General features: G+C 73.9%; 24 protein-coding genes and 1 pseudogene. 8 read left to right on the plus strand and 17 right to left on the minus strand.

Annotated features, from left to right (window positions below; all coding sequences use genetic code 11):
- Positions 1–158 precede the first annotated feature (158 nt).
- The 6 genes from A2U95_RS03685 to A2U95_RS03710 form a co-directional block, all read right to left on the minus strand.
- The gene (locus tag A2U95_RS03685) at positions 159–965 is read right to left on the minus strand and encodes a DUF3159 domain-containing protein (RefSeq protein WP_166020788.1); all 807 of its coding nucleotides are present in this window, start codon (positions 963–965) and stop codon (positions 159–161) included.
- Between the two features lie 3 nt (positions 966–968).
- Complete coding sequence (locus A2U95_RS03690) at positions 969–1,367, minus strand: OB-fold nucleic acid binding domain-containing protein (protein ID WP_166020789.1); 399 nt, start codon at positions 1,365–1,367, stop codon at positions 969–971.
- An 81-nt stretch (positions 1,368–1,448) separates the two neighbouring features.
- Positions 1,449–2,123 carry an ABC transporter ATP-binding protein gene (locus A2U95_RS03695; RefSeq protein WP_166020790.1) on the minus strand — a complete coding sequence of 225 codons (675 nt, stop codon included), beginning with the start codon at positions 2,121–2,123 and terminating at the stop codon, positions 1,449–1,451.
- Positions 2,124–2,557: 434 nt separating this feature from the next.
- The gene (locus A2U95_RS03700; RefSeq protein WP_166020791.1) at positions 2,558–3,322 is read right to left on the minus strand and encodes a DUF3710 domain-containing protein; all 765 of its coding nucleotides are present in this window, start codon (positions 3,320–3,322) and stop codon (positions 2,558–2,560) included.
- 1 nt (position 3,323) lies between these two features.
- Positions 3,324–3,818, minus strand: coding sequence for a dUTP diphosphatase (gene dut / locus A2U95_RS03705; protein ID WP_166024789.1), 495 nt, complete (start codon positions 3,816–3,818; stop codon positions 3,324–3,326).
- Between the two features lie 14 nt (positions 3,819–3,832).
- Entirely contained in the window at positions 3,833–4,417 is a 585-nt protein-coding gene (locus A2U95_RS03710) for a PaaI family thioesterase (RefSeq protein WP_166020792.1), read from the minus strand.
- A 57-nt stretch (positions 4,418–4,474) separates the two neighbouring features.
- Between A2U95_RS03710 and A2U95_RS03715 the strand changes: the two genes are divergently transcribed.
- Positions 4,475–5,065: a DUF3093 domain-containing protein gene (locus tag A2U95_RS03715; RefSeq protein WP_166020793.1), complete on the plus strand. Its 591-nt coding sequence runs from the start codon at positions 4,475–4,477 to the stop codon at positions 5,063–5,065.
- A gap of 10 nt (positions 5,066–5,075) precedes the next feature.
- Here A2U95_RS03715 and A2U95_RS03720 read toward each other — a convergent pair whose 3' ends face one another.
- The 7 genes from A2U95_RS03720 to A2U95_RS03750 all read right to left on the minus strand — a co-directional run bounded on the left by A2U95_RS03720 (position 5,076) and on the right by A2U95_RS03750 (position 11,294).
- A complete protein-coding gene (locus tag A2U95_RS03720; RefSeq protein ID WP_240957187.1) occupies positions 5,076–5,996 on the minus strand; it encodes an EcsC family protein in 921 nt (306 codons plus the stop codon).
- A gap of 13 nt (positions 5,997–6,009) precedes the next feature.
- The gene (locus A2U95_RS03725; RefSeq protein WP_005481602.1) at positions 6,010–6,306 is read right to left on the minus strand and encodes a DUF4193 domain-containing protein; all 297 of its coding nucleotides are present in this window, start codon (positions 6,304–6,306) and stop codon (positions 6,010–6,012) included.
- A gap of 382 nt (positions 6,307–6,688) precedes the next feature.
- The gene (locus tag A2U95_RS03730) at positions 6,689–7,945 is read right to left on the minus strand and encodes a sensor histidine kinase (protein WP_166020794.1); all 1,257 of its coding nucleotides are present in this window, start codon (positions 7,943–7,945) and stop codon (positions 6,689–6,691) included.
- Positions 7,946–7,949: 4 nt separating this feature from the next.
- On the minus strand, positions 7,950–8,603 hold the full coding sequence (locus tag A2U95_RS03735) for a response regulator transcription factor (protein ID WP_151775310.1): 654 nt from the start codon (positions 8,601–8,603) through the stop codon (positions 7,950–7,952).
- A 187-nt stretch (positions 8,604–8,790) separates the two neighbouring features.
- Positions 8,791–8,964, minus strand: a complete 174-nt coding sequence (locus A2U95_RS03740) for a hypothetical protein (protein ID WP_166020795.1) — start codon at positions 8,962–8,964, stop codon at positions 8,791–8,793.
- A gap of 278 nt (positions 8,965–9,242) precedes the next feature.
- Positions 9,243–10,070, minus strand: coding sequence for an inositol monophosphatase family protein (locus A2U95_RS03745; RefSeq protein WP_166020796.1), 828 nt, complete (start codon positions 10,068–10,070; stop codon positions 9,243–9,245).
- Positions 10,071–10,154: 84 nt separating this feature from the next.
- Entirely contained in the window at positions 10,155–11,294 is a 1,140-nt protein-coding gene (locus A2U95_RS03750) for a ferrochelatase (RefSeq protein WP_166020797.1), read from the minus strand.
- 227 nt (positions 11,295–11,521) lie between these two features.
- Between A2U95_RS03750 and A2U95_RS03755 the strand changes: the two genes are divergently transcribed.
- From A2U95_RS03755 to sepH, 3 genes are all read left to right on the plus strand, one after another.
- Positions 11,522–12,772 carry an MFS transporter gene (locus tag A2U95_RS03755; RefSeq protein ID WP_166020798.1) on the plus strand — a complete coding sequence of 417 codons (1,251 nt, stop codon included), beginning with the start codon at positions 11,522–11,524 and terminating at the stop codon, positions 12,770–12,772.
- A complete protein-coding gene (locus A2U95_RS03760) occupies positions 12,720–14,051 on the plus strand; it encodes a D-arabinono-1,4-lactone oxidase (RefSeq protein WP_166020799.1) in 1,332 nt (443 codons plus the stop codon). Before A2U95_RS03755 ends, A2U95_RS03760 begins: the two co-directional genes overlap by 53 nt.
- A gap of 483 nt (positions 14,052–14,534) precedes the next feature.
- Positions 14,535–15,551: a septation protein SepH gene (gene sepH / locus A2U95_RS03765; RefSeq protein WP_166020800.1), complete on the plus strand. Its 1,017-nt coding sequence runs from the start codon at positions 14,535–14,537 to the stop codon at positions 15,549–15,551.
- 38 nt (positions 15,552–15,589) lie between these two features.
- Here the strand turns inward: sepH and A2U95_RS03770 are convergent, their stop codons facing one another.
- Positions 15,590–16,480, minus strand: a complete 891-nt coding sequence (locus A2U95_RS03770) for a sulfurtransferase (RefSeq protein WP_166020801.1) — start codon at positions 16,478–16,480, stop codon at positions 15,590–15,592.
- A gap of 237 nt (positions 16,481–16,717) precedes the next feature.
- Between A2U95_RS03770 and A2U95_RS03775 the strand changes: the two genes are divergently transcribed.
- Positions 16,718–17,515, plus strand: coding sequence for a VOC family protein (locus A2U95_RS03775; RefSeq protein WP_240957188.1), 798 nt, complete (start codon positions 16,718–16,720; stop codon positions 17,513–17,515).
- Positions 17,516–17,590: 75 nt separating this feature from the next.
- On the opposite strand, the gene A2U95_RS03780 is transcribed toward A2U95_RS03775, so the two are convergent.
- A complete protein-coding gene (locus tag A2U95_RS03780; protein WP_166020803.1) occupies positions 17,591–18,127 on the minus strand; it encodes an AMIN-like domain-containing (lipo)protein in 537 nt (178 codons plus the stop codon).
- 364 nt (positions 18,128–18,491) lie between these two features.
- Entirely contained in the window at positions 18,492–19,940 is a 1,449-nt protein-coding gene (gene pdxR / locus A2U95_RS03785; RefSeq protein WP_166020804.1) for a MocR-like pyridoxine biosynthesis transcription factor PdxR, read from the minus strand.
- 47 nt (positions 19,941–19,987) lie between these two features.
- Between pdxR and A2U95_RS03790 the strand changes: the two genes are divergently transcribed.
- The 3 genes and pseudogenes from A2U95_RS03790 (at position 19,988) to A2U95_RS32435 (ending at position 21,460) form a co-directional block, all read left to right on the plus strand.
- Positions 19,988–20,506: a carboxymuconolactone decarboxylase family protein gene (locus A2U95_RS03790; RefSeq protein ID WP_240957189.1), complete on the plus strand. Its 519-nt coding sequence runs from the start codon at positions 19,988–19,990 to the stop codon at positions 20,504–20,506.
- Between the two features lie 31 nt (positions 20,507–20,537).
- A pseudogene (locus tag A2U95_RS32430) lies at positions 20,538–21,095 on the plus strand (MFS transporter); the annotation flags it as partial.
- A complete protein-coding gene (locus A2U95_RS32435) occupies positions 21,095–21,460 on the plus strand; it encodes an MFS transporter (protein WP_240957191.1) in 366 nt (121 codons plus the stop codon). The pseudogene A2U95_RS32430 and the gene A2U95_RS32435, both read left to right, overlap by 1 nt.
- A 326-nt stretch (positions 21,461–21,786) precedes the next feature.
- Here the strand turns inward: A2U95_RS32435 and A2U95_RS03800 are convergent, their stop codons facing one another.
- Entirely contained in the window at positions 21,787–22,437 is a 651-nt protein-coding gene (locus tag A2U95_RS03800; RefSeq protein WP_166020805.1) for a thymidine kinase, read from the minus strand.
- Positions 22,438–22,448 lie beyond the last annotated feature (11 nt).

The raw sequence follows: 22,448 nt of genomic DNA on the forward strand, positions 1-22,448 counted from the left end.
CCGTGGTGCACCGGTTCCCCGGATCCGCCGGCCCGGTTCGCCGGCTCTCCGCCGCTCCCCGGTTCGTCAGGCCCCCGTCCGCCGGGCTCGCCCGCCCGCCGGGAGAAGGCCGCGGCGGGAAGGGGCGCGGCGGAGGCGGCACGCGGGCGGGGCCGCGGTCAGCCGTCCCGCCGGTGCCGTCCGCCCTGCCCCGGCTCGGGTGCGGCGGAGGGCTCGCCCGCCCCGGTGTCCCCGGCGGCCGTCCCGGCGGCTTCGGCCTCCGCCCGCTCGGCCTCGGCCCGCTCGCGCTCCTCCATCTCGGCGAAGACGTCGATCGGGGCGGGCGCCTTGGCCAGGAAGACCCAGGTCAGCCAGACCGCCAGCAGGAACGGCGGGATCTTCAGCGAGATCAGCACCCAGCCGAGTTCGGTGGTGTCCGCCCACCAGTAGAGCGGGAACAGGATGGCGCACTTGGCAAGCAGGATCAGGCCCCAGGCGATGCTCGCCTTGGCGTAGGCCTTCTTCCGCCCGGGATTGCGGGTGCGCCAGGACAGGTTCTCCTTGAACAGCGGCCCGAGGATCACGCCGATCAGCGGGAAGCCCAGCGCCGTGGACAGCAGGTAAGCGACCGCGAGTCCCAGCGTGTAGAGCATGCCGGGCAGGTAGAAGTCCTTGGCGTTGCCCGTCATCATGGCGAACACCACGCCGAAGGCCACGCCGAAGACGCCGCTGAAGGCGTGCTTCACGGTGTCCTTGCGGATCAGCCGCACCACGCCCATCAGCAACGACACCGCGAGCGCGGCGATCGCCGAGATGTGCAGGTCCTTGTTGACGGTGTAGATCGCGACGAAGAGCAGTCCGGGCACGACCGTTTCGATCATGCCGCGGATTCCGCCGAACGCCTCGCCCAGCGCGGCCTCGGTCGCAGCCCGTGAGTCGTGCTCCGGCTGCTGCGTCTCTTCGGTCGGCTTGTCGAGCGACGTCACCGGCTACTCCCGTCCGAGGGGTCTCAGTTCGTAGTGGGGGTTGAACAGCACACGACGGCCGTGGATCAGGGTGATCCGTCCCGACGCGATCAGTCTGCGGCCGGGCTCCACGCCCACGATGGAGCGTCTGCCCAGCCACACCACGTCCAGGGAGGCCGAGCCGTCGAACAGCTCCGCCTCCAGGGCCGGGACACCTGCCCGCGGGCGCAGGGTGACCGTGCGCAAGGTACCAGTGACCGTGACGACCTCACGGTCGCTGCAGTCACCTATTCGGGTCATTCCAGCGGTGTCCGTCTCCTCCCGCAGCTCCTCGCGCTCCAAGTCCTCCTGGGACGAGGAGAGCCGGTCGATCATGCGGCGGAACCGGCCCACCGGCTTGTCGGAACGGGGAACAGCACTCATGTCTGCAGCCTACCGGGGGTGTGGAGACGCCGGAACCCATGCGGAATGCGGCCTTCCGCACGATCCGCGCGGGTGCCGGTCTCAGGCCTTTACGACCTCGCCGTCGGCCAGTTCCAGCACCCGGTCGGCGAGGTCGAGGAGGGTGTTGTCGTGCGTGGCGACCAGGGCGGTGACGCCCTCGCTGCGGACCACGGCGCGCAACAGCTCCATGACCGAGTGGCCCGTCTCCGCGTCCAGCTGGCCGGTGGGTTCGTCGGCGATGAGCAGCGCCGGGCTGTTGGCGAGGGCGCGGGCCGTCGCCACCCGCTGCTGCTGCCCGCCGGACAGCTCGGCGGGGCGCTGGGCGGCGTGTCCGGCGAGGCCCACCAGGGAGAGCAGCAGCCCGACGCGTTCCTCGCGCTCGGCGGGGTCCGCGTCGCGCAGGCGCAGGGGGACGCCGACGTTCTCGGCGGCGGTGAGGATCGGTATCAGCCCGAAGGACTGGAAGACGAAGCCGATGCGGTCGCGGCGCAGGGCGAGCAGCTTCTCCTCGTCCAGGGACGACAGGTCGTGGCCGTCCACCACCACGGTGCCGGAGTCGGGGGTGTCGAGGCCGCCGACGATGTTCAGCAGCGTGGTCTTGCCGGAGCCGGAGCGGCCCTTGAGGGCGACGAGCTCCCCCTGCGGTATGTCCAGGGAGACGCCGCGGAGGGCGGTCACGGCGGCGGGGCCCGTGCCGTAGGTCTTCCACACGTCCTCGACCCGCACCATGCTCATACGCCACCCCTCCCCGGCCTCGGGGCGTCCGCCGCCCCTCGCCCCTCCAACGCCCGGCCCGGGCCACGGGTTCCCCCGCGCGTGCGGGGGTCGCGGCCTCCGCCCGGAGGGCCGCACCGCCGGAGGGCCGCACCGCCGGAGCGACGCGCGTCGCGGAGCACACCCGTTCCCTCTGCGCGGCCTCGTGCCGCCAAGGCGGGGCTCGTGCCGCCGGGGCGCGCCTTGCGGCCGCCGGGGGCCGCACGGCCGGGCGCGGGGGGCCGCACGGCCGGGCGCGGGCCTCACCCGCGCCGCGCCACGGCTCGCCCCGCGGAGACCGGGCCTCCCGGGGCCCGCGGCGCGGTCACGCCCGTACGGCGGCGGGGACGCCCCGCGCACACGCGTCCCTGCGCACCGCGCCCCGCTCCCGCGGGACGCGGCGGCGGAACGCGGCGCTAGCGGACCTCGGAGATCTCCGGGCCCCGCTGGAGCTGGCCGATGCCGCCGGCGAAGCGGGAGCCCTGGTCCTCGGCCGGCGCCTGCATGCCCTCCGGCACCATCTGCGCGTCGTTCGGCAGCTTGAGGACGATCGGGTCGCGCGGCGCCATCGGGCCCTCCCCGCGCACCACGACGGTGTCGCGGAAGATGTGCTCCAGCAGACCCGCCGCCTCGGGGTGCACGGCGCCCTGGCCGGAGATCACACCGCGCAGGAACCACCGCGGGCCGTCGACGCCGACGAACCGCACGACCTGGAAGCCGCCGGTTCCGTCGGGCAGCTTCACCGGGACCTGGGCGCGCAGCTCCCAGCCCAGCGGTCCCTCGACCTCGTCGACGATGCCGCCCTGCTGGGTGATGCCGGAGGCGATCTCCTCGCGCACCTCGCCCCAGATGCCCTCGCGCTTGGGGGCGGCGAAGGCCTGCAGCTGGACGGCGCTGTCGCGCAGCACGACGGTCGCGGCGACGATGGCGTCACCGGCGACCTCCACGCGCAGCTCCATGCCGTCGACTCCCGGCACGAACAGGCCGCCGAGGTCCACCCGGCCCTCGCCCGGCTCACGGACCTCGGAGCTGTCCCAGGGGCCGTCGGGTCGCGGGGCCGGCTCCAGCCGCACCCGCTCCGCCTCGGCCTCGTCCGCCCCGCTGCCGACACCGCCGACGACCTGCTCGGCCTCGCCCGCCGCGCTGTCGGCGGCAGTGCCCTTCTTGCGACGTCCGAACACGTCACTGTCCTTCCCGGTCGGATACGACCGAACCGTATCGATTCCCACCCGCCAAGTCGCCCACCGCGGCATGACCGCCGGTGGACCCGAAGCCCCCCGCGGCCCGTACCGAGCCGGGAAGCTCCGCCACCTCCTGGAAGCGGACCCTCTCGACCTGCTGGACGACCAGTTGCGCGATCCGGTCGAAGCGCTCGAACCGCACGCTTTCGCGCGGGTCGAGATTCACCACGATCACCTTGATCTCCCCACGGTACCCGGCATCCACCGTCCCTGGGGCGTTCACAAGGGCCACACCGCACCGGGCGGCCAGTCCCGACCGCGGATGCACGAAGGCGGCGTACCCCTCGGGCAGGGCGATCGAGACCCCGGTGGGCAGCACCGCCCGCTCGCCGGGGGCCAGTTCGCACGCCTCGGTGGTGCGCAGGTCGGCGCCCGCGTCGCCGGGATGCGCGTAGGCGGGCAGCGGCACCTCGGGGTCGATCCGGCGGATCAGCACCTCGAGGCCACCGCTCACGGGTTCACCTCGAAGGCGCGCGCCTGGCGTCGCACGTCGGGGTCGTGCATCACGGCCTGGATCTCCTCCTGGCGGCCGTTCTCGATGAAGTGGTCGACCTTGACCTCGATGAACAGCGCGTCGGCGCGGACCGCCACCGGGCCGTCGGGCCCGTCCAGGCGTCCCTCCGCGGTGGCGTAGATCTTGCGGCCGGCCCGGGCGGTGACCCGGGCGGAGAGGTGCAGCACGCTGCCCACCGGCACCGGGCGCAGGTAGTCGGTCTCCAGCCGGCCGGTGACGGAGATGACGCGCAGGATCCAGTTGAGGGCGCCCAGCGCCTCGTCCAGCGCGGTGGCGAGGACGCCTCCGTGGGCGAGTCCGGGGGCGCCCTGGTGCTCGGGCCGCACGGTGAACTCGGCCGTGATGTCCACGCCCTCGCCCGCCCGGGCGGCCAGGTGGAGGCCGTGGGGCTGGTCGGGACCGCAGCCGAAACAGTTCGCGTAGTGGGATCCGACGGGCTCGCCGGGGGCGGGCGCCTCGGGGTGCCGCACCGGGGCGGCGGCGTCGGCGGGGGGCTGCACGGCCGTGTTCGTTGCACTCACGGCGCAGACCTTACCCGCGCGTACGCGAGGGGCCGACACCGTGCCAAGCTTGGTTCCATGGAGCGTTCCCCCTCGCAGTCCCCCCAGCAGTCCGCGTCCTCCTCGCCGTCCTCGGCCGGGTCCGCGCCGGCGTCCTCGCCGCGGCCCTCCGGGCCGGCCCGGTCGTCGTCCGCCGACGGCACCCCGGCGCGGGCGGCCGTCTCCTACGACGAGCGGCTGTCGGCGCCGTGGCACTGGTGGCTCTACTGCCTGCTGCTGGGCGTGGCGGCCGCCCTGGTGGTCTATCCGTTCGGGGTGCTGCCCATGCTGGGCGGTCTGGCGGTGGGCGCGGCCGGGTCGGCGATGGTGGTGAGCTCCTACGGTTCCGCGCGGATCCGGGTGGCGGGCGGTTCGCTGATCGCGGGCGACGCCCGGATTCCGGTGTCCGCGCTGGGCGGTGCCGAGGTGCTGGAGCCGGCCGAGGCGCGCGCCTGGCGGTCCTACAAGGCCGATCCGCGCGCGTTCATGCTGCTGCGGGCCTACGTGCCGGGGGCGCTGCGGATCGAGGTCGTCGACCCGCAGGACCCGACTCCGTACCTCTACCTGTCGACGCGTGAGCCGGATCGGCTCGCGGCGGCGGTGGAGGCGGCCCGGACGACGGCCGCGTAGCCGCCCGCCGTCATTCGTTCCGGGGATCTCCGGGCCGGGGCCTTGACTCCGGCCGCTCCGGTGCGTGGTGGCCCCGCCCGGTCTCGGGCAGCGGCAGGGGCTGGGCGGGCTTCTCCAGCGGGGGCAGGTCTCCCAGCCGCTCCCAGGGAACCTGTGCCTCGCGCAGGTCCTCGCGGATGTGCTCGGCGAACCGCCTGGTGTCACGCCGGTTGATCACCGCGCCCACGGCGGCGCCCAGCATGAGGGGCAGCAGGTTCGGCACGTTGCGGACCAGGCGCCTCTTGATCTGCCGCCGCAGCGCCTGCTTGAGGCCGTTGTCGACGACCTTGGGAAGGCTGGACGGGTTGCCGGCCTTCACGCCGTGCTCGGAGGTCCAGGCCGTGAGGTAGGCGGTGCTGCGGGCCCGGAGGTCGCCCGGAGGGCGCCGTCCGTACACCTCGTGGAGTTCCGCCACGAGCTTCAGCTCGACGGCGGCCACACCGGTGATCTCCGCGGCGAGGCTGGCCGCCATGGCCGGCGGGACCGGCAGCATGTTCACGGCGCCCACTCCCGCTCCCACGGTCGCCGAGGCCTTGGCCGCACCGGCGACGAGCCGGTCGGCGATCTCCTCGGGGCCGAGGCCCGGGAAGTGCTGCCGCAGGGTGTCCAGGTCGCGCACCGGGACACGGGGCGCGATGGCGATCATCCGGTCGGCGACGAGGCCGACGGCGGCCTGCAGCCTGCCTGCGGCCCGCCGCAGGGCGGCGGGACCGCCGGGCGCGGCCGGCGCCGGGAGGCCGCCGCCGGCCGGTTCGAGCGGGGCTCCGTCGCCTGTCACGGCACGGGGGCCCCGCTCTTCGACGTCACGCGCGCCGTTCGAGCCGAGGGGCGGCTCGGGGTCCGCTCCCCGCGTGCGGGGGCGGCGCTTCCAGGGAGGGGTCGAGCCTTTCACGGCCGACCCCGCCTCAGTCGCAGTCGCGGCAGATCGGCTGACCGTTCTTCTCGCGGGCCAGCTGGCTGCGGTGGTGCACCAGGAAGCAGCTCATGCAGGTGAACTCGTCCTGCTGCTTGGGCAGCACCCGGACGGCGAGTTCCTCGTTGGAGAGGTCCGCTCCGGGCAGTTCCAGGCCCTCGGCGGCCTCGAACTCGTCGACGTCCACCGCGGAGGTGGACTTGTCGTTCCGCCGCGCCTTCAGTTCTTCCAGGCTGTCCGAGTCGACGTCGTCGTCGGTCTTGCGTGGAGTGTCGTAGTCGGTTGCCATGTCGCTCTCCCCCTCTGGGTGGTCTTGGGTGTCTCCAGCGCACGTAACGCGTGAGAGGCCGGACTTGTGCCCGACCCGAGGCGGAGATTTTGCCTCACATCAAGGTCTGTTACTCAATCGACACCCAACCGGACTCCCGAAGAGTGATCGGCTCGGATGGCGAACCGGACCGTACACCCTGCGAATGCCCCAGTCCAAAGGCGTCCCTCCGTGTACTGCCCGGCATCAGGACGCCCGAAAACCCGGATTTCCCTCATTTTCGGAGCGCGCTTTCGTCACGGAGAGTAGAGGCCCTCCGTGACGCATCTGTGACCGATCCCACAGCCCCCACTCCGACGCGACACTCCGGGATTCAGCGCACAGCGAACAGGATGTCACTCGTTCAGAGGGGAAGAGTGACCCTCATCACGAGCCCGCCACCCTCCCGGGGGATGGCCGTGATGTGCCCGCCGTGCGCCCGGGCCACCGAGCGGACGATCGACAGGCCGAGCCCGACGCCCTTGTCGCTGCCGGTCCGCTCGGTCCGCAGCCGCCGGAAAGGCTCGAACAGGTTGTCGATCTCGTAGGCGGGCACCACCGGCCCCGTGTTGGTGACCACCAGCACCGCCTGGCCCTGCTCGGTACCGGTGGTGACCTCCACCCAGCCGCCCTCGGGCACGTTGTAGCGCACCGCGTTCTGCACCAGGTTCAGCGCGATCCGCTCCAGCAGGACGCCGTTGCCCTGGACGACCACGGAGGACCGTGCGCCGCGGAACTCCACGTCCCGCGTCGCCGCCTCGCCGCGCACCTGGTCCAGGGCGCGGGTGGCCACCTCCGCGAGGTCCACCGGCTTGCGCTCGACGATCTGGTTGTCGCTGCGGGCCAGCAGGAGCAGGCCCTCCACCAGTTGCTCGCTGCGCTCGTTGGTGGCCAGCAGGGTCCGGCCCAGCTGCTGCAGCTCGGGCGGCGCGTCGGGGTCGGACAGGTGCACCTCCAGCAGCGTGCGGTTGATCGCCAGGGGGGTGCGCAGTTCGTGCGAGGCGTTGCCGACGAACCGCTGCTGGGCGGTGAAGGCCCGCTGGAGCCTCTCCAGCATGTCGTCGAAGGTGTCCGCCAGCTCCTTCAGCTCGTCGTCCGGGCCGTCCAGCTCGATGCGCCGGGACAGGTCGGATCCGGCCACCGCGCGGGCGGTGCGGATGATCCGGCCCAGCGGCGAGAGCACCCGCCCCGCCATCGCGTAGCCGAAGGCGAACGCGATCACCGCGAGCCCCAGCAGCGCCAGCAGGGAACGGCTGAGCAGGCTGTCGAGAGCGGCCTGGCGCTCGAGGTCGATGCAGCGGGCGATCTCCGTGTTGAACTGCTCGAGCGGGAGCTCGCCCTGGTTGACCGCGGGGCACCGGTCGCTGGTCACCCTGACGTCGGTGAACTCGACGATCTTGAACGGCGGCTGGTTGCCCGTGGAGATCGCCTGGGCGGCCAGCAGGTAGATCATCGACAGCAGCACGATGCCGGCGATCAGGAACATGCCGCCGTACAGCAGCGTGAGCCGTATCCGGATCGTCGGGCGCAGCCACGGGAGGCTCGGCCGCTGTTCCTTGGGGTCCCAGGTCGGACGTGGCGGGATGCGCGGGGGCGGGGGCGGCGCCGGGGTGGTGGCCACGGCGTCAGATCCGGTATCCGGAGCCCGGCACGGTGATGATCACCGGCGGCTCGCCCAGCTTGCGGCGCAACGTCATCACCGTCACCCGCACCACGTTGGTGAAGGGGTCGGTGTTCTCGTCCCAGGCCTTCTCCAGCAGCTGTTCCGCCGACACCACGGCTCCCTCGCTGCGCATCAGCACCTCGAGGACCGCGAACTCCTTGGGGGCCAGCTGGATCTGCCTGCCGTCCCGGGACACCTCGCGCCGGTTGGGGTCGAGCCGGATGCCGGCCCGCTCCAGCACCGGAGGCAGCGGCATGCTGGTGCGGCGGCCCAGGGCCCGCACGCGCGCGGTGAGCTCGCTGAACGCGAAGGGCTTGGGCAGGTAGTCGTCCGCCCCCAGCTCCAGTCCGGCGACCCGGTCGCTGACGTCGCCGGACGCGGTGAGCATCAGCACCCGGGTGGGAGCTCCCAGCTCGACGACCCGGCGGCACACGTCGTCGCCGTGCACCAGCGGCAGGTCACGGTCGAGGACGACCACGTCGTAGTCGTTCACACCGATGCGCTCGAGGGCGGCGGCGCCGTCGTACACGACGTCGACGGCCATCGCCTCACGGCGCAGACCGGTGGCCACCGCATCCGCGAGCAGCTGCTCGTCCTCGACGACGAGTACGCGCACGTCGGCCTTCCTTCCTGACTGCCACCGGCCTGACGTGCCGGTGGGACCGCCTCCATCCTGCCTCCTGGTCCGGTAAGTCGGCCGTAAGGCGGCCGGGGCGGGAAAGGCGAAGGGGCCCCGGCCGGTGCCGGGGCCCCTCGTGCTGCCGGTGTCCGCGTGGTGCTCGGTCGCGACGCCCGGTGTGCCGTCAGACGCTCGCGGCGCCGACCTCCACACCGTGCTCGGCGGCCAGACGGCGCAGGTCGTCCAGCTCGCCCTGCTCCACCTCGGCGGCGAACTCGTCGCCCTCGTCGCGTGCCCGCGTGAGGTGCGACTCGGCAGCCCTTATGCGCTTCAGAAGCCCTGCGGTGAATGCGTCCATGCGGCGCCCCCTCGTCCTGGGTCGTGGGTCGGGAAGGGACGATCACGCGGGCGGTGCGTCCGGCCGTGCCTTGCGGGGAAACGGGACGAGCGGACGACGGGGCCGTGACGTGTCGCATGGTGGTGCGGCACGTGCGGAGCGTGATCGCGGGGTTGGAAACCGTCCTCCCCACGCGTCACGGGATGGAAACCTTCGGCGGCAAAGAAATCTGGCATAGGCCAGATGTTCGACTCCGGGCCTTCGAGGGTTCACGTGTGCGCGGGCCGCCCGTCCCACCCTCAGTCGTGCCACGCCCCGAGCCGCTCCAGCAGACCCTGCAGCGGCTCGAAGACCCCCGGGGTCGCCGCCACCGTGAGGTCGTCCGACGGGCGTCCGCCGGTCCGTCCGCCGGTGACGGCTCCGGCCTCCCGGGCGATCAGGTCCCCGGCCGCGCGGTCCCAGGGGTGCAGGCCGCGCTCGTAGTACCCGTCGAGCCGCCCCGCCGCCAGGTCGCAGAGGTCCACCGCGGCCGACCCGCCCCGGCGGATGTCGCGCACCAGGGGCAGCAGCTCACGCGCCACCTCGGCCTGGTGGGCGCGCACCGCGGTGACGTAGTTGAAGCCGGTGGAGATGAGCGCCTGGTCGAGGGGCGGCGACGGCCGCACGGCCAGCCTCCGCTCCCCCTCCCAGGCCCCCGTCGCCCAGGCTCCTCCGCCGAGGACCGCGTGGAAGGACTCCCCCCGCATCGGGATCTCCACCACGCCCGCCACGGTCTCGCCGTCCACCTCGGCGGCGACCGAGACCGACCAGGAGGGCAGGCCGTACAGGTAGTTGACGGTGCCGTCGAGCGGGTCGACCACCCAGCGCACCCCACTGGTGCCGGCCGAGGACGCGCCCTCCTCGCCGAGGAAGCCGTCGTCGGGCCGCCGGGCCGACACCAGGTCGACGACCAGTTTCTCGGCGGCGAGATCCATCTCGGTCACCACGTCGATGGGGCTGGACTTGGTGGCGGCCACCGCGAGGTCCGCGGGACGGCCGTCCCGCAGCAGCTCACCGGCCCGGCGGGCCGCCTCCCGGCCGATCTCCAGCAGTTCCTGGCGCAGATCCGTCTGGTGCGCATCCGTCACGGTGTCCTCGCGTCCTCTCGGTCCGGTGTCGGGCTGGCGGGGCGGCGGGCGACCGGGGCGGCGCGCACACGCCGCCCCCGCCGCTCAGGCGTACGGGCTGTCCGCGCCGGCCGCGGCCGGCTTGGGGTCGCGCGCCGCCGGGCAGCAGCCCACCGGGCAGACGTCGTGGCTGGCGCCGAGGGCGCCCAGCGCGCAGGGCGTCACCCGCTGCCCGCACTCCACCGCGGCCCGCTCCACGATCATGTCCCGGATCGCCGCCGCGAACCGGGGGTCGGCGCCGACGGTCGCCGAGCGGCGCACCGGCAGCCCCAGTTCCTCCGCCTTGGCCCTGGCCTCCGTGTCGAGGTCGTAGAGCACCTCCATGTGGTCGGAGACGAAGCCGATCGGCACCATCACCACGGCCGGGACGCCCGCCGCGTGCCGCTCCTCGAGGTGGTCGCAGATGTCCGGTTCCAGCCACGGGATGTGCGGGGCGCCGGAACGCGACTGGTAGACGAGCTGCCAGGGCCGGTCCACCCCGGTGCGCTCGCGCACCGCGCCGGCGATCACCCGGGCGACGTCGAGGTGCTGCTTGACGTAGGAACCGCCGTCGCCGTGCTCCTCGACCGGACCGGAGGTGTCCGCGGCGGCGGTCGGGATGGAGTGCGTGGTGAACGCCAGGTGGGCACCGTCCCGCACCTCCTCGGGGAGGTCCGCCAGTGCCTCGACCACGCCGTCGACCATCGGCTCCACGAAGCCCGGGTGGTTGAAGTAGTGCCGCAGCTTGTCCACCCGCGGCAGCTCCAGGCCCTCCGCCTCCAGGGTGGCCAGGGCGTCCGCCAGGTTCTCGCGGTACTGCCGGCAGCCCGAGTAGGAGGCGTAGGCGCTGGTGGCCAGCACCAGGATGCGGCGGTGGCCGTCCTGGACCATCTCGCGGAGGGTGTCGGTCAGGTACGGGGCCCAGTTGCGGTTGCCCCAGTGGACCGGCAGGTCCAGGCCGTTCTCCGCGAAGTCCGCACGCAGGGCGCTCAGGAGCGCGCGGTTCTGGTCGTTGATCGGGCTCACGCCGCCGAACAGGAAGTAGTGCCGGCCCACCTCCTTGAGGCGTTCCTTGGGGATGCCGCGGCCGCGGGTGACGTTCTCCAGGAACGGGACAACGTCCTCGGGGCCTTCCGGGCCGCCGAAGGAAAGCAGCAGCAACGCGTCGTAAGGGCCACTGGAGGAGGATTCGAGCACATCTGGCATGCCCCGATCCTCCCACCGGCGACCGGTCACGGGGAAACCGGGCCGCCCGGCCCGCGGGAAGCCGGCCACCCGTCGAGGGCCGCCCGGCGGCCTGCGCCCCCTCTGCCCCCGCGCACCCTGTTCAAGCACCCCCGCACCCGGGGAACACCTGATCGGAGCAGCCGTAAGCTGTATCAGCCAACCACTTCGCGACCAGGGCAACGACGCCCCTTTCCCCCGGAGAGCCCGTGCCCACGTCCTACCGCGCCCTCTTCGCGCCGCCCGGCACTCGCAGTTTCGCCGCCGCAGGTCTCGTCGGCCGGCTGCCGCTGTCCATGATGGGCATCGGCGTGGTCACCATGATCTCCCAGGTCACCGGCCGCTACGGGCTGGCCGGCGCGCTCTCGGCGACCATCGCGCTCTCCTCGGCCGTCCTCGGTCCCCAGATCTCCCGCCTGGTCGACCGCCACGGCCAGAGCCGGGTGCTGCGTCCCGCGGTGCTGGTGGCGCTCACCGGGGCCGCCGGCCTGCTGGCGGCGACCCGCTTCCGGTGGCCGGACTGGACCCTGTTCGCCTTCGCCGCGCTGGTCGGCTGCGTGCCGAGCCTGGGGTCGATGGTCCGCGCCCGGTGGGGGGCCCTCTACCGCGGCACCCCGCTGCTGCACACGGCCTACTCCTTCGAGTCGGTCGTCGACGAGGTCTGCTTCATCGTCGGCCCGATCGTCTCGATCGGCCTGTCCACCGCCTGGTTCCCGGAGGCCGGTCCGCTGCTGGCGGCGGTGTTCATGGCGATCGGCGTGTTCTGGCTGACCTCCCAGCGCGCCACCGAGCCGCGTCCGCACCCACCCGAGGAGCACGTGCGCGGCAGCGCGCTGCGCTCCCCGGGGCTCCAGGTGCTGGTGGCCACCTTCGTGGCCACCGGGACCGTCTTCGGCGCGGTCGACGTGGTGACGGTGGCGTTCGCCGAGGAGCTGGGGCAGAAGGCTGCGGCCAGCCTGGTGCTGGCGGTGTACGCGGCGGGGTCCTGCGTGGCCGGCCTGGTCTTCGGGGTGCTGCGCGTCCAGGGCCGTCCGGAACGGCTCTGGCTGGTGGGCGTCTGCGCGATGGCCGCGAGTATGATCCCCCTCCAACTGGTCGGGAACCTGCCGTTCTTGGCCGTGGCGCTGTTCGTCGCGGGCCTCTTCATCGCTCCCACGATGATCACCACGATGTCCCTGATCGAGCAGCACGTACCACGCGCGCAACTGACCGAGGGCATGACCTGGATCAGCACCGGGCTCGCCGTCGGCGTCGCGCTCGGCTCCTCGGTGGCCGGCCTGGTGATCGACACGGCCGGCGCGAAGGCCGGGTACGTGGTTCCGGGGATCGCCGGAGCGGCCGCGGTGGCGGTCGGTTTCCTCGGGTACCGCCGGCTGTGCAGGCCGGCTCCGTGGCGGGGAGGCACCGTTGTCGAACAGCACGGCGAGCGCACGGGCAAGGCGGAGCGGCACCTGGCGTAACTGGGCGGGCAACGTCACCGCCCGCCCCGCGCAGCAGATCGCGCCGGGCAGCGCCGAGGAGGTCGCCGCGGCCGTGCGCCGCGCGGCGGAGAAGGGGCTGCGGGTCAAGGCGGCCGGCACCGGCCACTCCTTCACCGCGGCCGCGGCCACCGACGGCGTGCTGATCCGGCCCGAACGGCTGGCCGGGGTCCACCGGATCGACCGGGCCGCCGGCACCGTCACGGTCGGCGCCGGAACGCCGCTGAAACAGCTCAACTCCGCCCTGGCCGGCGAGGGCCTGTCGCTGACCAACATGGGCGACATCATGGAGCAGACGGTCTCCGGCGCCGTCGGCACCGGAACCCACGGCACCGGCCGGGAGTCCGGCTCCCTCGCCGCGCAGGTCACCGCCCTCGAACTGGTCACCGCGGACGGCTCGGTGCTCACCTGTTCCCCGCAGGAGAACCCCGAGGTGTTCGCCGCCGCGCGGATCGGCCTGGGCGCGCTGGGCGTCGTCACCTCGCTCACGTTCGAGGTGGAGCCGGTCTTCCTGCTGACCGCCCGCGAGGAGCCGATGGGCTTCGACCGGGTCACCGCGTCCTTCGACGAACTCTGGGCCGAGAACGAGCACTTCGAGTTCTACTGGTTTCCCCACACCGGCAACTGCAACACCAAGCGCAACAACCGCAGCCCCGGTCCTCCCCGGCCGCTGGGCCGGGCGGGCGCCTGGTTCGAGGACGAGTTCCTCTCCAACGGCGTCTTCGAGGCGGCCAACCGGCTCGGCCGGGCGGTGCCGTCGGCCGTACCGGCGATCGCCCGGGTGTCCAGCCGGGCGCTCTCCCCTCGCACCTACACCGACATCCCCTACAAGGTGTTCACCTCGCCGCGCCGGGTGCGGTTCGTGGAGATGGAGTACGCCCTGCCGCGGGAGACGGTGGTGGACGCGCTGCGCGAACTGCGGTCCGTGGTCGACCGGTCGGGGCTGCGGATCAGCTTCCCGGTGGAGGTGCGCACCGCGCCCGCCGACGACATACCGCTCTCCACCGCCTGCGGCCGGGACAGCGCATACATAGCCGTGCACATGTTCAGGGGGACTCCGTACCGGGCGTACTTCACCGCCGCGGAACGCATCTTCACGGCGTACGGGGGCAGACCGCACTGGGGGAAGATCCACACCCGCGACGCGGAGTACCTGGACGGGGTCTACCCCCGTTTCGGTGAGTTCCGGGAACTGCGGAACCGGCTGGACCCCGAGCGGCGTTTCCACAACGACTACCTGAGGCGGATCCTCGGGGAGTGACAGCGGGTGACGGCGGACGGACACACCGGGAGGAAGCGGTGCGGGTGATTGGAACCCCGGGAACGGGGCAGGGATCAGGGGCGTGGACCGGGGCGTGAAGTGCGCCACGTTTCAAGGGCCGTCGGGTCGTTGGGGCGTCGGGCCGTGACGATCTCGGGGCGACCCGCCCCGATCCGACCGGCGTGCCAATCCACGCACGTGGCCCAAATGGAGTAGTGTTCGGAGCCCTGGGTCCGGACTCCCGCCCGGGTGCCCGCGATCCGTCAGGAGCGCCGGGGAGGGAGACTGTTGCGCAGGGTGACCGATGTGGGTCACTTGACGTTGCACACAGGTAACCGTGCCATAGCGGTGCGCCTGGGCCTCGGCGTCCGACACGCCGGGCAACTCGGCAAGGTTGTGGCAGGCTGCACCCGGGCAGGCCACACTCGACTAGCGGAAGCAGCGACGCACGTGACGTCGGCAGGCACCACCCGGGAGGTCCCCATGCCCGAACTGCGTGTCGTGGCCGTCTCCAATGACGGCACACGGCTGGTGCTCAAGGCTGCGGACAGCACGGAGTACACGCTTCCGATCGACGAACGGCTGCGCGCCGCCGTGCGCGGTGACCGCCCCCGTCTCGGTCAGATCGAGATCGAGGTGGAGAGCCACCTCCGCCCCCGCGACATCCAGGCCCGTATAAGGGCGGGCGCGACCGCGGAGGAAGTCGCCCAGATGGCCGGCATTCCGGTGGACCGGGTGCGGCGCTTCGAGGGCCCCGTGCTGGCCGAGCGCGCCTTCATGGCGGAGCGCGCCCGCAAGACCCCGGTGCGACGCCCGGGCGAGAACACCGGTCCCCCGCTGGGCGAGGCGGTCGCGGAGCGGCTGCTGCTGCGCGGCGCCGACAAGGACACCGTGCAGTGGGACTCCTGGCGCCGCGACGACGGCACCTGGGAGGTGCTGCTGGTCTACCGCGTGGCCGGGGAGCCCCACACGGCGAGCTGGACCTACGACCCGCCGCGCCGCCTGGTGGCCGCGGTGGACGACGAGGCGCGTTCGCTGATCGGCGAGTCCGACGACCTGGGTCCGGCGGAACCGGCGCATCCGTTCGTGCCGCGCATCGCGCGGCTGCCGCGCGACCGTGACCGGCCGGAGCGGGCGGTGGTGCCCGCGCAGGCTCCGCCGTCCGATCCGGTGGAGGAGAGCGGCGATTCGCTCACCAGCCTGCTGGAGGCGGTGCCGAGCTTCCGGGGCGACCTGGTGGTCCCCGAGCTGCCCGGGGAGGGCCCCGACGGACCCGACACCGAACCGGACGTCGAGGAGCCGCCGGCCGCGTCCGCGGGGGCGGGCGCGGCGTACGCGGACGTGCTGATGCCGCGGGCGGTCAGCAGCCACCGGGACCGGCTGATCGGCGCGACCGACCGGCAGGCGGAGGCGGACGGGGTCCGTCCGGGCCGCCGCGCGGCGGTGCCGAGCTGGGACGAGATCGTCTTCGGCACCCGCCGCAAGAAGAACTCCGAGTAGCGGCGCGGGCCGCGGGGATCCCCGCGGCCCACGGCCGTCTACCGGGGGTCCGGTCCGGTCGCCACGGGCCGCCCCGGATCGGCCGTCCACTCCGACCAGGAGCCCGCGTACAGCGCGGCCGGGACACCCGCCACCGCGAGCGCGAGGATCTCGTGCGCCGCCGACACCCCGGATCCGCAGTAGACGCCGACCCGCGAACCCGGCGTGACTCCCAGCGACTTGAAGCGCTCGGCCAGTTCCCCCGAGGGCAGGAAGCGTCCGTCCGCCGCCACGTTCTCCGTGGTGGGCGCCGAGACGGCACCGGGGATGTGTCCTCCCACCGGGTCGATCGGCTCCACCTCGCCCCGGTACCGTTCGCCGGCGCGCGCGTCCAGCAGCAGCCCCGAACCGGCGATCCGCGCGGCGCCCTCGGCGTCGAGCAGCCCGGAACCGCCCGCGCCCGGCACGGGCACGAAGTCGCCCTCGTCGGGCACCGTCACGTCGGTGCTGAGCGGTCCGTCCCACGCGCCGAGCCCACCGTCCAGGACCCGCACGTCCGGATGCCCGGTCCACTCCAGCAGCCACCAGGCCCTGGCGGCCCCCCAGCCGAGGCCGCCGTCGTACACCACCACCGGCCGTCCGGCCGACACGCCCGCACGGCGCATCGCGGTCCCGAAGGTCGCCATGTCGGGCAGCGGGTGGCGCCCGCCCGCCCCCGGCGGGGCGGCCAGGTCACGGTCCAGGTCGACGAAGACCGCACCGGGCAGGTGCCCGGCCTCGTACTCGGCCCGCCCGTCGAACGGCGGGGCGCCGGTGGCCGCGGCCAGGCTCAACTGCCAGCGCACGTCCAGCAGCACGGGCCGCCCCGGTCCGTCCAGCAAGCGGGCCAGTCTTCGAGCGGAGATCAGCGGCCGGCCGATGTCGGGGCCGCCGTGAAGGATGTCGTCCATGGCCGCATCCTGCCCCAATGGTGGCCCCGGGGGTGGCAGGGCGCACGGCTTCGGCCGACGTGCTCCGTCACGGCCTTCCGCCACGGCCTTCCGTCACGGAGGGCTCCGCCTGGGACACACTGTGTGCGTGCCGGCATGGGTTCGCGTTCAGCGGGCAAGGGGCATTGCGGAGAACCGACGCGCTGAGGACGGACGGGAGCCACCATGGGGACCGCGAGGGGAACAGGGACGGCCGAGGTGACCGAGACGACACGCGTGGCAGGTCCCGGGAACGCGCCGGGGGCGCCCGGCACACCCGGCTGGGTCACCCTCGTGGCGCCCCGGCCGGAGCGGCTCAAGGGTTTCTACGAGCAGCTCCTCGGCTGGGAGTTCCGGCCGGGCCCGCCCAGACTCGGCATGAACCTGCGGGCCTTCGCCGGTGACCGTCCGGTCGCCGCCATCGGGCAGGTACCGCCGCACCGGGCGTCCCGCGCCGCCTCCTGGACCCCCTTCCTGCTCTCCGCAGACCTCGACCTGGCGTCGATGGCCGTCGGGGCCTGCGGGGGCACCATCGGGGTCGGACCGCTGAACGACCGTGAGGGCGGCCGCCTGGCGATCGGCGCCGACCCCTCGGGGGCCGTCTTCGGCATCCGGAGCGCCGCCCCGTTCGACGGACCCGGCGACGGCCCGGGCGTCCCCGTCTGGCACGAGCTGCTGACCTACGAGCCGCACCGCATCGCCCCCTTCTACCAGCGCGTGTTCGGCTTCGCCTCGGAGAGGGAGGTCAACCCGGAAGGCGCCGAGAGGGCCGTCCTGCACGCCGGGGGGCGTCCGATCGCCTCGATCCGCGGTCTCGGCCGGGGGGAGACCTTCGACCGGGGACCGCACTGGGTGACCTGGTTCCAGGTCGAGGACGTCGACGCCGCCGCGCTGCGCGCGGTCGACCTGGGCGGCCGGATCTCCGAGGCCCCGCACGAGGGCCCCTACGGCCGGACGGTCACGGTCGTCGACCCGGAGGGCACGCCCCTCGGACTGATGATCCGCCGGCGCGGCTGACGGCGGTGCGGAGACGGGCCCCCGGCGGGGCGGTCCCGGACGCTCCGGTCCGCGGACGTCCGTTCCGGCGGCCGGTCAGTGGTGGACGTCCACCACGACGCGGTTCGGGGCCGTGAGGGCGAAGAGGCGGTAGGAGGAGTACTTCCCCAGGGCGAGACCCATGTGGAACTCGCGGGCCGACGCGTCGGCGTACCGGAACTGCCCCTGGCCCTTGAGGCTGGGGAAGTCGTAGGTCTGGTGGCGCGGGCTCCTGTACACGGGCGTGCCGCCGGCGAAGTCGAAGCCGGTCGCCCGGTGCAGGGTGATCTTCAGGTACTCGTCGCCCTTGACGGGCACGGCCGCGCCCTCCCCCATGGTCAGGCGACCGCCCTTCTGGAGGCTCGTCGTCCACCGCGGGAGCTTGCCCGCACCGAGGTCGATCACGAACCGGTCGTACCGGGGGTGGGTCGCGGCGCGGACGCCGAGGACGCAGGTGTCCCGGCAGTCCGCGACGGCGGAGGCCGTCACCGCCCCCTCGGAGGCGGCGACGGCCTGCGGCGCGGTCAGGCACAGGGCCGCGGCCACGAGCGCCGTGACGGACGCCGGAAGTCGTGTGCGTTTCCTCTGGTTCACGCGGTTCCCCCTGGGTGCACGCCGATGGGCTCACACCCGACGGTACCCACGGGCGCGGGGCGGAGGGACGTGAAGGGGAGATCGGCCCCGTGAGGAGGCCGGCCGGCCCCGGGAACCCTCCGGAAACGTCGAACGTCCGCGGCACATCCGGCCGGGTTTCCGCACCGTCCGCCGGTGACCACACGTCCCGCGCGTCCGGCCGGAGCCGTCACGCCGCCCCGGCCGTGCGGTGCCGCGGCGTCCGCCCCGCCGCTCGTGCCGTCGCGCCGGTCGTCCCGGCCCGCGGCGGGGCGGCGGCACGCCGACGGCCCGTCAGGACACGGCTCGGCAGGCGGCGTCCGGGCCCGGGAGGCGGCGTCCGGGCTCAGGAGGCGGCGTCCGAGGGGGGCAGGGCACGGAGCAGGGCCTCGAGCGCCGCCCGGTAGGCGTGTTCCGCCGGCGTGGCGTAGCCGATGACGAGACCGTCGCCGGCCGGCACGGCTGCCCGTGGGTGGCGGAACCCGGCGAGGCCGTCCAGCGCGATCCCCTGCCAGGACGCCGCCTTGACCACGGACGCCTCCGTGCCGGGCGGCAGCCTGAGGACCGCGTGCAGGCCCGCCGCGATGCCGGTGACCGTGACGTGCGGGGCCCGTTCGGCGAGGGCGGTGACGAGCTGGTCGCGGCGGCGCCGGTAGCGCTGCCGCATCCGGCGAACGTGACGGTCGTACTGCCCGGAGGCGATGAACTCGGCGAGCGTCAGCTGGTCGAGGACGCCCGCCCACGCCTCCCGCTCGCCCTTGGCCGCGAGCACGCCGTCGACGAGGTGCTCGGGCAGGACCATCCAGCCGATCCGTACGGCCGGGGACAGGCTCTTGCTGACCGAACCGAGGTGGACGACCCGCTCGGGGTCCAGGCCCTGCAGGGCGCCGACGGGCTCGCGGTCGTAGCGGAACTCCCCGTCGTAGTCGTCCTCCAGGACCAGCCCTCCGCCCGCACGGGCCCAGTCGACGACCGCGGCGCGCCGGGCCGGGTGCAACGGGCCGCCGGTCGGGAACTGGTGCGCGGGGGTCAGCAGCACGCCCCGTACCCGCGGTTGCCCGGCCAGCTCCTCGACGCGGGCGCCCCGGGCGTCCAGCCCCAGCGGCACGGTGCGCACTCCCGAGCCCTCCAGGATCTCCCGGTGGAAGCCGAGCCCGTACGACTCCACGGCGAAGGGCCCGCGCAGAACACCGCCGCCCGCGCCGGGCGAGCCGCCGGACAGCAGCCGCAGCGCATGGGCGAAGCCGGAGCACACCACGATCCGCTCCGGGTCGGCGCGCACCCCGCGGGCGCGCGCCAGATAGTCGGTGAGCGCGCGGCGCAACTCGATGCGCCCGCGCGGATCACCGGGCCCGAAGGCCGCGTCGGGCGCGGCGCCCAGCGCCCGCCGGGCGGCCGAGAGCCAGGCGGTGCGGGGGAAGGAGGCGGCCTCCGGGGTGCCCTGGCGGAGGTCGTGCACGGCAGTGGCGGGCCGTCCGGGTGCGGGCTTCGGTCTGCGTGGCCGCTCGGGCGGCGCGGCGCGTTCCGCCACCCGGGTCCCGGAGCCCTGACGTGCGGTCAGCCAGCCCTCGGCGACCAGTTCGGCGTAGGCGTCGGCGACCGTGTTGCGGGCCAGGCCGAGGTCGGCGGCCAGCGAGCGGTAGGGCGGCAGCCGGGCGCCCGGCGCGAGGCGCCCCTCCCGCACGGCGTCCCGCAGGGCGCGGATCAGCACGGCGCGGCGACTGCCGGGACCGGACAGGTCCAGGTGCAGGTCGCTGCCGATGCGCTCCGCCGAATTGACCCAGGATTCCGGCATGGGAATGCACCATAGCCGAGGTCTTTCCCGGCCCTAGATTCGTGGTCATGACGAACGACGCGAACACCTCGACCGCTCCCCACGCCGCCGCCCCGACCACTCACGCCCACGCTCCGCGGATCAACTTCGCCAAGGCCGCCCCCAGGGCGTTCAAGGCCCTCATCGGCTTCGACGCCGCCGCCCGTGAGGGCCTCGACCCGGCCCTGGTCGAGCTGATCCAGATCCGCGCCTCGCTCCTCAACGGCTGCGCCTACTGCCTCCACATGCACACCTCCGACGCCCGCAAGGCCGGCGAGGACGAGGCCCGGCTGCACATGATCGGCGTGTGGCGCGAGGCCCGCAGCTTCTTCACGGAGAAGGAGCAGGCCGCCCTCGCGCTGACCGAGGCCGTCACCCTCGTCTCCCGGGACGGCGTCCCCGACGACGTCTACGCGCAGGCGTCCCGCCACTTCGACGAGGCGGAACTGGCCCGTGTCCTCGCCCTGATCCTCACCATCAACACCTGGAACCGCATCGCCCTGAGCACCGCCAAGGTCGCCGGCGAGGACGAGCGGGCGGCCCGCTGATGGCCACCCCGGTGACGGCGGCCGGGCCTGCGACCTGTTCGGCCCGCGCCGCACGTTCGTGCTCGGACTGGGGCTGTACGGGATCTCGTCGCTGGCGGGAGGCCTCGCGACGGGACCCGGCCTGCTGGTCGCGGCCCGCGCCGTGCAGGGCGTCGGCGGCGCCTTCCTCTTCCCCGCCACGCCCACCCTCGTGGGCACGCTGTTCGCGGCGGGGCGCGAACGCGATCGCGCCTACTCGGTGTGGGGCGCGGCGGGCGGCAGCGGCCTCGTCGTGGGCGCGCTGCTCGGCGGAGCGCTGACCCAGTACCTCGGCTGGCGCTCGGTGCTGTACGTCAACGTCCCGCTCGCCCTGATCGCGGTCGCGGCCGCCTTCCGTCTCCTCACCCCGGACACCGCCCGGCGGGCCGGCCGCCGCTTCGACCCGCCCGGCGCCCTGACCTCGACGCTCGGCGTGACAGGCGTGGTCGTCGCCCTGGTCCAGGGCCCGGAGTCGGGCCGACTGCCGGCCACGGTCGTGCTCTCCGCCATGGCGGGCACGGCCCTGCCGGCCGCCTTCCTCCTCGTCGAGACCCGCACCCGTGACCCCTGATGCCCCTGCGGCTGCTCCGCGACCGCGCCTTGCGCACCGGCATGGCGGTGACGTTCCTCCACATGGCGACGATCGGCAGTCTCGCCTGCTTCCTCACCGTCCACTTCCAGCACGTGCTCGGCCACGACGCCCTGCGCAGCGGCCTGGCCTACCTCGCCCCGATGCTGGCGATCACCACGGGCTCGCTCCTCGCCGGCCGGATCACCACGCGGCTCGGCACCCGCACCGCGATGACCGGAAGCCCGGGCCTCGGGGCGGTGGGCACGGCGATGGTGGCCCTCGCCATGACCGCCGACGGCTCCTGCACCGCGCTGGTCCCCGGCTTCCTGGCCCTCGGACTCGGCCAGGGCGCGGCCACACCCTGATGTTCGGCGCCGCCACCGCGGGCGTCTCCGGCCGCGAGCAGGGCATCGCCTCCGGCATGGCGTCCACGGCCCGGCAGGTCGGCGGCGCGGTGGCCTGGCGGTCCTGGTCGGCCTCGCCGGCCTCGGTGAGCGGGCCTCGGCGTCCGCCACGGTGGACGGCATGCGCACCGGCCTCCTCGCGGCGACGGCGGGCATCGCCCTGACGGCGGTGGTGGCCCTCGGCTTCCCCCGCAGGGCCGGCCGCTGACCCGGGGCCGCCGGGTCGCCGCACCACCGCGCCGCCCGGTCCGGGCCGCCGCCGGAACGGGTATCGTCCCGGCGCGCCTTCAGGCCGAGCTGACCGGCAGCACGTCCGGCGACAGCGCTCCCGCCCGTGCCGTCGCGCTCGTCATCCGCCGGCGGTGGTGGCGCCGGCACAGCACCTCGTAGCCGATCTCGTCCGGCTGGTTCGCCACGTCGCCCACCATGACCTGCTCGCCCTCGACCACCATCACGCCGCCCACCGTGCGGGCGTTGTGCGTGGCCCGGGCGCCGCACCAGCACAGCGCCTCGACCTGCAACGTCTCGACCCGGTCGGCGAGTTCGATCAGCCGCTGCGAGCCGGGGAAGAGACGGGTGCGGAAGTCGGTGGTGATGCCGAAGGCGTAGACGTCCATCTCGAGGTCGTCGACGATGCGCGCGAGCTGGTCGACCTGCTCGGGTGCCAGGAACTGTGCCTCGTCCGCGATGACGTAGTCGACCCGGCCGCCCCGCTGGAGCCGGTCCACGACGTAGCCGTACGGGCCGAACCCGGGCCCCGCCTCCACCGCGTCGGTCACCAGACCCAGACGTGACGACAGCTTGCCCTCACCGGCCCGGTCGTCACGGGTGAAGATCAGCCCCTCCAGCCCGCGGGCGGACCGGTTGTGCGCGATCTGCAGCGCCAGGGTCGACTTCCCGCAGTCCATGGTCCCCGAGAAGAACACCAGCTCTGGCATGACGGGTCGAA

It is taken from the genome of Streptomyces chilikensis (assembly GCF_001642695.1).
Classification (GTDB): Bacteria; Actinomycetota; Actinomycetes; order Streptomycetales; family Streptomycetaceae; genus Streptomyces; species Streptomyces chilikensis.

Bases quoted from the DNA above. Each gene is read 5' to 3' on its own strand.
- A2U95_RS03695 (WP_166020790.1), bottom strand. From the start codon at position 2,123: ATGAGCATGGTGCGGGTCGAGGACGTGTGGAAGACCTACGGCACGGGC.
- A2U95_RS32435 (WP_240957191.1), top strand. From the start codon at position 21,095: ATGCCCCTGCGGCTGCTCCGCGACCGCGCCTTGCGCACCGGCATGGCG.
- A2U95_RS03770 (WP_166020801.1), bottom strand. From the start codon at position 16,480: ATGGACGACATCCTTCACGGCGGCCCCGACATCGGCCGGCCGCTGATC.
- A2U95_RS03790 (WP_240957189.1), top strand. From the start codon at position 19,988: ATGACGAACGACGCGAACACCTCGACCGCTCCCCACGCCGCCGCCCCG.
- A2U95_RS03740 (WP_166020795.1), bottom strand. From the start codon at position 8,964: ATGGACGCATTCACCGCAGGGCTTCTGAAGCGCATAAGGGCTGCCGAG.
- pdxR (WP_166020804.1), bottom strand. From the start codon at position 19,940: ATGCCGGAATCCTGGGTCAATTCGGCGGAGCGCATCGGCAGCGACCTG.
- sepH (WP_166020800.1), top strand. From the start codon at position 14,535: ATGCCCGAACTGCGTGTCGTGGCCGTCTCCAATGACGGCACACGGCTG.
- A2U95_RS03690 (WP_166020789.1), bottom strand. From the start codon at position 1,367: ATGAGTGCTGTTCCCCGTTCCGACAAGCCGGTGGGCCGGTTCCGCCGC.
- A2U95_RS03800 (WP_166020805.1), bottom strand. From the start codon at position 22,437: ATGCCAGAGCTGGTGTTCTTCTCGGGGACCATGGACTGCGGGAAGTCG.
- A2U95_RS03715 (WP_166020793.1), top strand. From the start codon at position 4,475: ATGGAGCGTTCCCCCTCGCAGTCCCCCCAGCAGTCCGCGTCCTCCTCG.
- A2U95_RS03725 (WP_005481602.1), bottom strand. From the start codon at position 6,306: ATGGCAACCGACTACGACACTCCACGCAAGACCGACGACGACGTCGAC.
- A2U95_RS03750 (WP_166020797.1), bottom strand. From the start codon at position 11,294: ATGCCAGATGTGCTCGAATCCTCCTCCAGTGGCCCTTACGACGCGTTG.